7 protein-coding genes and 1 other RNA gene are annotated in these 11,578 nt (G+C 72.0%); 6 read left to right on the top strand and 2 right to left on the bottom strand.

From position 1 onward, the window contains the following. Positions 1-2: 2 nt before the first annotated feature. Positions 3-968: a MoxR family ATPase gene (locus tag QZL85_RS14315; RefSeq protein WP_295578165.1), complete on the bottom strand. Its 966-nt coding sequence runs from the start codon at positions 966-968 to the stop codon at positions 3-5. A gap of 168 nt (positions 969-1,136) precedes the next feature. Here QZL85_RS14315 and ffs point away from each other — a divergent pair. From ffs to QZL85_RS14290, 5 genes are all read left to right on the top strand, one after another. Then, positions 1,137-1,233, top strand: an RNA gene (gene ffs, locus QZL85_RS14310) — signal recognition particle sRNA small type. A gap of 70 nt (positions 1,234-1,303) precedes the next feature. Then, positions 1,304-3,427: a phosphate acetyltransferase gene (pta, locus tag QZL85_RS14305; protein WP_295577979.1), complete on the top strand. Its 2,124-nt coding sequence runs from the start codon at positions 1,304-1,306 to the stop codon at positions 3,425-3,427. Continuing rightward, positions 3,424-4,647, top strand: a complete 1,224-nt coding sequence (locus tag QZL85_RS14300; protein ID WP_295577977.1) for an acetate/propionate family kinase — start codon at positions 3,424-3,426, stop codon at positions 4,645-4,647. The genes pta and QZL85_RS14300 overlap by 4 nt, the downstream gene beginning before the upstream one ends. Positions 4,648-4,726: 79 nt before the next feature. Then, positions 4,727-5,458 (top strand): HAD family phosphatase, encoded by a 732-nt coding sequence (locus tag QZL85_RS14295; RefSeq protein ID WP_295577974.1) that lies wholly within the window; start codon positions 4,727-4,729, stop codon positions 5,456-5,458. A gap of 38 nt (positions 5,459-5,496) precedes the next feature. Next, a complete protein-coding gene (locus QZL85_RS14290) occupies positions 5,497-8,031 on the top strand; it encodes a glycoside hydrolase family 65 protein (RefSeq protein WP_295577973.1) in 2,535 nt (844 codons plus the stop codon). A 22-nt stretch (positions 8,032-8,053) separates the two neighbouring features. Here QZL85_RS14290 and QZL85_RS14285 read toward each other — a convergent pair whose 3' ends face one another. Next, the gene (locus tag QZL85_RS14285; RefSeq protein ID WP_295577971.1) at positions 8,054-9,133 is read right to left on the bottom strand and encodes an NAD(P)-binding domain-containing protein; all 1,080 of its coding nucleotides are present in this window, start codon (positions 9,131-9,133) and stop codon (positions 8,054-8,056) included. Between the two features lie 147 nt (positions 9,134-9,280). On the opposite strand from QZL85_RS14285, the gene QZL85_RS14280 reads away from it, so the two are divergent. After that, positions 9,281-11,578, top strand: a complete 2,298-nt coding sequence (locus QZL85_RS14280) for a DNA polymerase III subunit gamma and tau (protein WP_295577969.1) — start codon at positions 9,281-9,283, stop codon at positions 11,576-11,578.

Genomic DNA, 11,578 nt, shown 5'->3' with positions numbered 1-11,578 from the left:
CCTCAGCGCGTCGCGACGGGTACCCGGACGGACCCGGCGATGCTCTGCAGGATCGACGACACGGCGTCGGTCATCGACCGTCCGCGCGCCGCGCTCGACCCGCGCGCCGCGATCATGCGATGCGCGAAGACGGGTTCGAGGAGCGCCGCGACGTCGTCGGGGATGACGAACTCGCGCTCGTCGAGGGCGGCCCACACCTTCGCCGCGCGGACCAGCTGGAGGGTCGCGCGCGGGCTCGCGCCCAGGCGCAGATCCGGATGCTGACGCGTCGCGCGGGCGAGGCCCACGGCGTACTCCTCGATGGCGGGGGAGACGTGCACGTTCCGCGCCCAGGCGACGAGGTCGCGGACGCGGTCCGAGCCGATGACGGGCGTCACGGCATCCAGCGGGTTGACGGTGTCGCGCTGGCGCAGCATGAGCGCTTCGGATGCGGCATCCGGGTAGCCCATCGAGATCCGCATCATGAACCGGTCGCGCTGCGCTTCGGGGAGCGCGTACGTGCCCTCCATCTCGAGCGGATTCTGCGTCGCGACGACGAGGAAGGGCTCCGGCAGCAGGTGCGAGACGCCGTCGACGGTGACCTGTCCCTCCTCCATGGCCTCCAGGAGCGCGGACTGCGTCTTCGGAGACGAGCGGTTGATCTCGTCGGCGATGACGATGTGCGCGAAGATCGCGCCCGGCTTGAACTCGAACTCGCGGTCGACGGGGTTGTAGACGCTCACGCCGGTCACGTCGCCGGGGAGCAGGTCGGGGGTGAACTGGATGCGGCGCACCGTCGCCTCGACCGAGGCCGCCAGGGCGCGGGCGAGCATCGTCTTGCCGACGCCCGGCACGTCCTCGATGAGGAGGTGTCCCTCTGCCAGCATGCACACGAGGGCCGACCGGACCGCGTCGGGCTTCCCGTCGATGACCCGCGTGACGGAGGCCAGGATGGCGTCCGTCGTCTCGGCGAACTCCTCCGCCGTCATGGCGTGGCTGGGCGGCGGCCCGGCCGGGACATCGCTGAAGATCGGCGTGGTGTCATCCGGCATGCGGCCCCCTGGTCCGTCGCGAGCGATCAGCGGGCGCACCCTCGCGCTCGCCCTTCGATGCTAGTCCCGGCGCGGCGGCCGCGTCTGTGAGTCGGCTAGACTTGTCTCAGCTCTCCGCGAGGCGGCATCTCGGCCAACTCCCCCAGGACGGAAACGTAGCAAGGGTAACCGGGCTCTGTCGGGTTCGCGGAGAGTCTTACTTTTCCCCCGGGTGTCTCTTTTCCCCGGTGCCCGCCTGGCCGCCTTCTCCGGCCCCGGCCTAGGCTGGGCGAGTGGCACAGAGCATCTACATCACGTCGACCGAGGGTCATTCCGGGAAGTCCACGATCGCGCTCGGCGTGCTCGACTCGCTCAGCCACGCGACGCCGCGCGTCGGCGTCTTCCGCGCGATCGCCCGGTCCACGGCCGAGCGCGACTACGTCCTGGAGATGCTGCTCGACCACGACGGCGTCGACCTCGGCTACGACGAGTGCATCGGCGCGACCTACGACGAGGTCCGCACCGACCCGGATGCCGCCCTCGGGAAGATCGTCGAACGCTACAAGGCCGTCGAGGCGCAGTGCGATGCCGTCGTCATCGTCGGCAGCGACTACACGGACGTCGGCAGCCCCGCGGAGCTCGGCTACAACGCGCGCATCGCCGCGAACCTCGGCGCCCCCGTCCTGCTCGTCCTGTCCGGGCAGGCCGCGGAGGGCGACCACATCGGCGAGTCCGGCGGGCGGACCCCGGAGCAGATCGGCCACCTCACGACCCTCGCGCTCACCGAGATGTCGCACGAGCGGGCACGCCTGTTCGCCGTCATCGTCAACCGCAGCCTCCCGGCCCTCCGCGCCGAGATCGTCGAGCACGTCGCCGCCGTCGCAGCCCCGCACGTCGGCGCCGACATCGGCGTGTGGGCGGTTCCCGAGGACGAGTACCTCGTCGCACCGTCCGTCCGCGACATCATGCGGTCCCTGGATGCCACGCTGCTCAAGGGCGACGAGGAACTCCTGACCCGCGAGGTGCTGCACGTCGTCGTGGCGGGCATGTCGCTGAACAACGTGCTGCCGCGCCTGGAGGAGAGCGCGATCGTCACGATCGCCGCCGACCGCACCGACGTGCTGCTCGCGACGCTGCTCGCCAACTCCTCGGGCACGTTCCCGTCGGTCTCCGCGATCGCGCTGAACGGCCCGTTCCCGCTGCCCGAGCCGGTCGACCGGCTCATCGACGGCCTCGAGTCGCCCCTGCCGATCCTCTCCACCGACCTCGACACGTACGAGACGGCCCGGCGCATCATGACGACGCGCGGACGCCTCGCCGCCGACTCGCAGCGTCGCTACGACACGGCGCTGGCCCTCTTCGAGCAGAGCGTCGACACGACCGACCTGCTGCGGCGGATCGGCATCGCGCGCGCCGACGTCGTCACGCCCCTGATGTTCCAGTTCCAGCTGATCGAACGCGCCCGCGCGCAGCGCAAGCGGATCGTGCTGCCGGAGGGGACGGATGACCGCGTCCTCCGTGCCGCCGCCACGGTCCTCGCCCGCGGGGTCGCCGACATCACGATCCTCGGCGAGGAGGCCGATGTCCGCGCCCGCGCCGGTGAGCTCGGCATCGACCTGCAGGCCGCGCAGGTCCTGAGCCCGTTCGACCCGACCTACGTCGACCGGTTCGCGAAGGAGTACGAGCGCATCCGCGCACACAAGGGCGTCACCTACGCGCAGGCCGCGGACAGCGTGACGGACGTGTCCTACTTCGGCACCCTCATGGTGCACCTGGGGCTCGCCGACGGGATGGTCTCCGGCGCCGCGCACACGACGGCGCACACCATCCGACCCGCGTTCGAGATCATCAAGACGAAGCCGGGCGTCTCCGTCGTCTCCAGCGTCTTCCTGATGGCGCTCGCCGACCGGGTCCTCGTCTACGGCGACTGCGCCGTCATCCCCGACCCGACGAGCGAGCAGCTCGCCGACATCGCCATCTCCTCCGCCGCGACGGCGAGCCAGTTCGGGATCGAACCGCGCGTCGCGATGCTGTCCTACTCGACGGGGGAGTCCGGCGCGGGCGCCGAGGTCGAGAAGGTCCGTGCCGCCACGGTCCTCGTCCGCGAGCGCGCTCCCGAGCTGCTCGTCGAGGGCCCCATCCAGTACGACGCCGCCGCCGATGCCGCCGTCGCCAAGGCCAAGATGCCCGAATCGGCCGTCGCGGGCCGCGCGACCGTGTTCGTCTTCCCCGATCTGAACACCGGCAACAACACGTATAAGGCGGTGCAGCGCTCCGCGGGCGCCGTCGCGATGGGCCCCGTGCTCCAGGGCCTCAACAAGCCGATCAACGACCTGTCCCGCGGCGCGCTCGTCGAGGACATCGTCAACACGATCGCGATCACGGCCATCCAGGCCCAGGAAGAGGCATCCGCATGAGAGTCGTGCTCGTCATCAACAGCGGGTCGTCCTCCTTCAAGTACCAGCTGATCGACGTCGAGACCGAGACGGCGCTCGCGAGCGGCCTCGTCGAGCGCATCGGCGAGTCGACCGGCGCCGCCAAGCACACCGTGCTCTTCCACGGTGCCGGCGTCGCCGCGACGGATGCCACGTACAAGAGCGAGCTCCCGATCCCCGACCACGCCGTCGGGTTCCAGGTGATGCTCGACGCGTTCGCGGCGCACGGCCCGTCCCTCACCGAGACCCCGCCGATCGCGATCGGCCACCGCGTCGTGCAGGGCGGCGCGCGGTTCTTCCAGCCGACGCTCATCACCGACCTCGTCGAGATCAACATCGACGAGCTGTCGGTCCTCGCCCCGCTGCACAACCCCGGCGCCGTGCAGGGCATCCGCGCCGCGCGCGCCGCGTTCGCCGACCTGCCCCACGTCGCCGTCTTCGACACCGCGTTCCACCAGACCCTCCCGCCGGCGGCCTACACGTATGCCATCGACCGGGCGATCGCGCGGAAGCACCGCATCCGCCGCTACGGATTCCACGGCACGAGTCACAAGTTCGTGAGCGAGGCCGCCGCCGCGCACCTGGACCGGCCGCTGCGGGAGCTGCGGCAGATCGTGCTGCACCTCGGCAACGGCGCGTCGATCACGGCGATCGACCGGGGTCGATCCGTCGAGACGTCGATGGGGCTCACCCCGCTCGAGGGGCTCGTGATGGGCACCCGATCCGGCGACCTCGACCCGTCGGTGCTCCTGGTGCTCGCCCGCCGCGAGGACATGTCGCCCGGCGAGCTCGACGCGTTCCTGAACAAGCGCAGCGGTGTGCTTGGTCTCGCCGGCGTCTCCGACATGCGCGACGTCGAAGATCGCCGCGCCGCCGGCGACGGGCCCGCGACGCTCGCGTTCGACGTGTACATCCACCGCATCCGCGCCTACCTCGGCGCCTACATCGCCCAGCTCGGCGGCGTCGACGTCATCTCCTTCACGGCCGGGGTCGGCGAGAACTCCGACGTCGTCCGTGCCGCGGCGCTGGAGACCCTGGGCTTCGCCGGCGTGCACCTCGACGCCGAGCGCAACGCGGTCCGCGGCCGCGGCATCCGCACGATCTCGGCCGACGACTCACCCGTCACGGTGCTCGTCGTCCCCACCAACGAAGAGCTCGAGATCGCCCGGCAGACGCTCTCCATTGCCGGCGCGGGGCGCTGACGAGGGAGAGCGGCCGGAGGTGCAGCGCATCCGGTCCGCGGCATGCTCCGCGCCCCCGGCACGCGACTACGCTGAAACGGTGACAGCCGACGAACTTCCCGACCTGACCACGTACGACGGCGTTCTGTTCGACCTGGACGGCGTGCTCACCCCGACCGCCGAGGTGCACATGCACGCGTGGCAGACGATGTTCACCAAGCTCTTCGCGGACTGGGGGATCACCCCGGACTACACCGAGCGCGACTACTTCGACTACCTCGACGGCAAGAAGCGCTACGACGGCGTCGCGAGCCTCCTGCGCTCCCGCGACGTCGAGGTGCCCTGGGGCGACCCGTCCGACCCCACGACCGCCGACACCGTCTGCGGCATCGGCAACCGCAAGAACGTCGTCTTCGAGCGCGTGCTCCGCGACGAGGGCATCGCCCCGTACCCCGGCTCGCTCGCCCTCGTCGAGAAGCTGCAGGCCGCCGGCGTCCCGATCGCCGTCGTGTCGAGCTCGAAGAACGCCGAAGAGGTGCTGCGCGCCGCCGGCATCCGCGACCGCTTCCCGGTCGTCATGGACGGCGTCGTCGCGGAGAACGAGAACCTGCCGTCCAAGCCCGCGCCGGACGTCTTCCGCGAGGCGGCCCGGATGCTGGGCGTCGATCCCGCCCGCAGCGTCGCCGTCGAGGACGCGCATTCCGGTGTGCAGTCCGCCGCCGCCGCCGGCTACGGCCTCGTCGTGGGCGTGGACCGCGGCGTCGGCGCCGACACTCTGTTCGCCAGTGGCGCGCACGTCGTCGTCGACGACCTGTCCGCCTTCGTCTCCTGATCGCCCCGAGCCCCACCGAGCCACCCGAGAGGCTGCACATGATCGATCGCGATCGCTTCCCCGTCGACCCGTGGCGTCTCATCGAGACACGCCCGTCCCTGGACGACGTCGGCCTCACCGAGACGCTCTTCGCCATCGGGAACGGCTATCTGGGACTGCGCGGCAACCAGCCGGAGGGCCGCCACGCGCACGAGCACGGCACCTTCATCAACGGCTTCCACGAGACGTTCCCCATCCGCCACGCCGAGCAGGCGTACGGCTTCGCGGAGGAGGGCCAGACGATCATCAACGCCCCCGACGCGCAGGTCATGCGCGTCTACATCGAGGACGAGCCCTTCGCGTTCGACATGTCGGATATCCGCGAGTACGAGCGCGTCCTCGACATGCGCGCGGGGGTCCTCACGCGGCACATGCGCTGGACGACGCCGAGCGGCAAGGACGTCGCGATGGAGATGCGCCGCATCGTGTCCTTCGAGGAGAAGCACCTCGCGGTCATGAGCATCACCGTCACGGTGCTGAACGCCGACTCGCCCGTGACCGTGAACTGCCAGATCATCAACCGGCAGGACGGTGCCGACGTCTACGGCGGCAACGCGCCGCACCTCGCGAAGGCCGGGTTCGACCCGCGCAAGGCCGAGCGCATCCAGGACCGCGTCCTGCTGCCGGAGGAGTTCTGGCAGGATGGCCCGCGCACTGCGCTGTCGTACCGGGTCGCGGCCTCCGGCATGTCGATCGCGGTCGTCGCCGACCACCAGATCGAGACGGAGAACCCGTACGACGAGCGCACGCTCATCGAACCCGACATCGCGAAGAACGTCTTCCGCGTGCAGGCCAAGGCCGGGGTCCCCATCACCGTCACGAAGGTCGTGAGCTACCACACGTCCCGGGGCGTCCCCACGCGCGAACTCGTCGACCGGGGCCGCCGCGCGCTGGACCGCGTGCGCGACCAGGGCGTGCAGGCGCAGTTCGACCGTCAGGCCGCGTGGTGCGCGGACTTCTGGAACCGGTCCGACGTGGAGATCGGCGGGCAGGACGAGCTGCAGCAGGCGACCCGCTGGTGCCTCTTCCAGCTCGCGCAGGCCAGCGCCCGCGCCGACGGGCTCGGCGTCCCCGCGAAGGGTCTCACCGGCTCGGGGTACAGCGGCCACTACTTCTGGGACACCGAGATCTACGTCCTGCCGTTCCTCATGTACACGACGCCGCTCTGGGCCCGCAACGCCCTGCGCATGCGGTACCTGATGCTGCCCGCCGCCCGCAAGCGCGCCGGTCAGCTGAACGAGGCCGGCGCCCTCTTCCCCTGGCGCACGATCAACGGCGAGGAGGCATCCGCCTACTACGCCGCCGGCACCGCGCAGTACCACATCAACGCCGACGTCAGCTTCGCGCTCGCGAAGTACGTGCGCTCGACGGGCGATGACGAGTTCCTCTCCCGCGAGGGCATCGACATCGCGGTGGAGACCGCGCGGCTGTGGGCGACCCTCGGCTTCTGGCGGTTCTCCGAGGCCGGCCCCGACAGCTTCCACATCCACGGCGTCACGGGGCCGGACGAGTACACGACCGTCGTCAACGACAACCTCTTCACGAACGTCATGGCGCGCTTCAACCTGCGCTTCGCGGCCCACGTCGTGCGCGACATGGCCAAGGACGACCCCGAGGCCTACCGCCTGGCCGCCGAGCGGCTGGACCTGGACCCGTCCGAGGCGCCCGCGTGGGACGCGGCCGCCGACGCCATGCACATCCCGTACAGCGAGGCGCTCGGCATCCACCCGCAGGATGCCGTGTTCCTCGAGCGCGAGATCTGGGATCTGGAGAGCACGCCCGCCGAGCAGCATCCGCTGCTGCTGCACTTCCACCCGCTCGTCATCTACCGCTACCAGGTGCTCAAGCAGGCCGACGTCGTGCTGGCGCTCTTCCTGCAGGGCAACCACTTCACGCCCGAGGAGAAGCTCGCCGACTTCGAGTACTACGACCCGCTGACCACGGGCGACTCGACCCTGTCGGCGGTCGTGCAGTCGATCCTGGCGGCCGAGGTCGGGTACCAGGACCTCGCGCTCGAGTACTTCACGGAGTCGCTGTTCGTCGACCTCGGCGATCTGCATCGCAACGCGTCCGACGGCGTGCACGTCGCCTCCGCCGGTGGTGTGTGGACCGCGCTGGTGTCGGGCTTCGGCGGCATGCGCGACTACTTCGGCGCGCTGTCGTTCGATCCCCGTCTGCCGGTGGGCTGGTCGTCGCTGTCGTACACGCTGCACTGGCACGGCACCCAGCTGCGGGTCGGCGTCACGCGCGACGCGCTCACGATCATCGCGGGGGAGGAGGGCGAGACGGTCTCCTTCTCGGTCCGCGGCGAGGACCACGTCGTCGCCCCCGGCGAGACCGTGGTCGTGACGCTGGACGGTCAGGGTCCGGTGCTGCCCGGACGTCCCACCCTCGGCGACATCGGCGAGACGCTCCGTGAGGACGGCACGCTGCTGTCGGCGTCCGTGCCGACCACGACGACGAGCCTCCCCATCATCACGGCCGCGATCCCGATCGCGGGCGGCGACGACGGCCACCTCGGCTTGGACGCGTGATCGCGCGGGACGCGATGCGGGGTCAGACGGGGACCGATGCGGCGACGATCGCGCGCGCGGCGTCCCGCCCGGCCCGATTGGCTCCGACGGTGGACTGCGACGGCCCGTAGCCGATCAGGAACAGGCGCGGCTCGTCGATCGCACGCCCGTTCGCGACGCGGATGCCGCCGGCCGCCGTGCGCAGCCCGAGCGGCGCGAGGTGGGCGATGTCGGCGCGGAAGCCCGTGGCCCACAGGATGACGTCGGCCGCCTCGAACCGCCCGTCGGGCATGCGCACGCCGTGCTCTTCGATCGCCGCGAACATCGGATGCCGGACGAGCACGCCGCGGTCGGCGGCGGCCTGCGCCCACGGCGTCCAGTGCTGGCCGGTCACGGAGATGACGCTCCCCGGGGGCAGCCCCTGCCGCACGCGCTCCTCGACGCCGGCGATGGCCGCGACGCGGGCGGCGGTGTCGAACTCGGCGGCGTCCCACACCACGTCGTGCCGCGTGACCCAGAAGGTGTCCGCGACGCGCCAGATCTCCTCCAGGAGCTGCACGGCGGAGATGCCGGCGCCGACGATGACGACGCGGAGTCCTGCGAACTCGTCGGCGGACACGTAGTCGTGCACGTGGAGCTGCCTGCCGCCGAACCGCTCCTGGCCGGGGTAGTGCGGCCAGAAGGGCCGCCGCCATGTCCCCGTCGCGTTGACGACGTGGCGCGCGGCCCACGCGCCCCGATCGGATTCGACGAGCAGGCGCCCGGACGGCGCGTCATCCATACGCCGCACCGCGGAGACGGTGACGGGCCGCAGCACGCGGAGGTCGTGACGCTCCTCGTACTCGGCGAAGTACGCCGGGAGCACATCGCGGCTGGCCGCGCGCGGATCGACGGGAGGAACCGGAGAGCCGGGCAGCTCGTGGATGCCGTTGACCGTCGCCATGCGCAGTGACGCCCACCGATGCTGCCAGGCGCCGCCGGGGGCGGCGTCGGCATCGAGGACGATGAAGGACGGGTCCCCCGAGGACGCCGGAACGAAGCCGCGCCGGCGCAGGTGGTAGGCGGCCGACAGGCCCGCCTGACCTGCGCCGATCACGGCGACATCGACGGGGGTGGGCTGCACACGCGGGTCAACGCCGCGGGGTCCGGGCGTGTTCCCGGCGGCACCGCTTCACGCCCGCCGGCGGCCGGCGTCGCCGTGCCCGCTTCTGCCGTGCGCTCGGGTGCGGACGGCGGGCGCGATGTCGGCGGCACGCCGTAGTCTGGTGTCGTGACCACCGCCCTGTACCGCCGCTATCGTCCCGAGACGTTCGGCGAGATGATCGGGCAGTCGCAGGTGACCGAGCCGCTCATGACCGCCCTCCGCGGTGACCGGGTCGGGCACGCGTACCTCTTCTCCGGCCCGCGCGGATGCGGCAAGACGACGTCGGCGCGCATCCTCGCCCGCTGCCTGAACTGCGCCGCGGGGCCGACCGACACCCCGTGCGGCACGTGCGACAGCTGCGTCGAGCTGAGCCGCGGCGGGGGAGGCTCGCTCGACGTCGTGGAGATCGACGCGGCCTCGCACAACGGCGTCGACGACGCCCGCGACCTCCGCGAACGCGCGATCTTCGCCCCCGCGCGGGACCGGTTCAAGATCTTCATCCTCGACGAGGCGCACATGGTCACGGCGCAGGGCTTCAACGCGCTGCTGAAGCTCGTCGAGGAGCCGCCGGACCACGTCAAGTTCATCTTCGCGACGACCGAGCCCGAGAAGGTCATCGGCACCATCCGCTCGCGCACGCACCACTACCCGTTCCGCCTCGTCGCGCCCGGGCCGATGCTGGAGTACGTCGAGCAGCTTTGCCGGACCGAGGACGTGCAGGTCGAGCCCGGCGTGCTGCCCCTCGTCGTGCGCGCCGGCGGCGGGTCGCCCCGCGACACGCTGTCGCTCCTCGACCAGCTCATCGCCGGGTCCGAGGACGGCGCCGTCAAGTACGAGCGCGCCGTCGCCCTCCTCGGCTACACGCACGCGGAGCTCCTCGACGAGGTCGTCGACGCCTTCGGCGCCCGTGACGCGGCCGCAGCGTTCTCCGCGGTCGACCGGGTCGTCCAGACCGGCCAGGACCCGCGCCGGTTCGTCGACGACCTGCTCGAACGGCTCCGCGACCTCATCATCGTCTCGGCGACCGGCCCCGGTGCGGCGGCCGTGTTCCGCGGCATCACAGCCGATGAGCTCGACCGGATGGGTCGCCAGGCCGCGGCGTTCGGCACCGACCGCCTCTCCCGCATCGCGGACCTCGTCGTCGCGACGCTCGACGACATGACCGGCGCCACGTCGCCCCGGCTGCAGCTCGAGCTGCTCGTCGCGCGCGTGCTCGCCGGAGGCGAGGCCTCTTCCGCTGCGGCGTCCCTGTCCGGCGCGGCGGCGCCCGTCGTTGCGGCCGGCTCGGTCGTTCCGGCGCCCGCGGCTGCTCCTGCACCGGCGCACGCCCCTGCCGCGCAGGCCCCCGCGGCTCCCGCCTCGGCCGCTGCACCTTCTGCTCCGGCCTCCGCGGCTGCTCCTGCTCCTGCTTCTGCTTCTGCTCCCGCGGCTGCTTCTGCTTCCGCGGCTGCTCCTGCTTCCGCCTCCGGGACCCCGGCCTCCGCTACTTCTGCCCCCGCTCCGGCGCCGGGCTCAGCGGCAGCGCCCGGAGCGGACACCGCACCCGCGACCCCGACGGATACCGCGCCCCAGCCGACGCCGGTCCCGACGGGGCCCGTCACGTTCGCGCAGATCCGCGACGCGTGGCCCGAGATCCTCAACAGGCTCGAGCCCGTCAGCCGCTCGTCCTGGATGATCGCCACCGCCGCGCGACCCGCCGCGTACACGGAGTCCGGCGTCCTGACGCTGTCGTTCCAGAGTCAGGCAGACGTCGCCGCCTTCAAGAAGCTCAACGCGGGGCAGGGACCGAGCGAAGACCTCCGCGGCGCCATCCACTCCGTGCTCGGCATCCGCGTAAAGTACGTCGCCAAGCACGACTCCGACCCCACCCCGCCGCCTCCGGCATCGGACGGTCCCGGTGGCGGGCCTGCCGGCGGCTCGGGCGGCTCCGGTCCGGCAGCGCCCTCCGGCGACGGCCGGCCGCGCCCGGGTGGCGCATCCCGCCCGTCAGCGCCGTCCCCGCCCCGCGGCGCCGCATCGGCAGCGGCGGCCGCGGCGCCCGTCACGGAGTGGGCCGTCGCGCCGATCCCGATGTCCGACGATGCGCCCGCGGCATCCGCGCCGCTGGCCGTCGACGACGAGCCGGAGGAGGCCGAGTCGGCCCCCGTCCGCACGCTCACCCTGCCGCGCGAAGGCGACATCATCCCGATCCCGGACGAGGCGCCGGACGATGAGGACGACGTCCCGCCGCCGCCGGACGACGACGCACCGATCCCGCCCCGCGCGCCGGTCGCGGTCGAGCGCCCGATCGCCGAGCGCCCGCCCGCGCGCGCGCCGCGCCGCGGCGGCATCGAGCGCGTCGGCGAGGCCGTCGTCCGCCAGGTGCTCGGCGCGACGTTCGTCCGCGAAGAGCCCTACACCGCGCCGACGACGAGGTTCAGCTGA

Origin of the sequence: uncultured Microbacterium sp. (assembly GCF_900078385.1) — a bacterium.
Taxonomy (GTDB): domain Bacteria; phylum Actinomycetota; class Actinomycetes; order Actinomycetales; family Microbacteriaceae; genus Microbacterium.
This window is presented reverse-complemented; position numbering and strand designations above follow the sequence as displayed.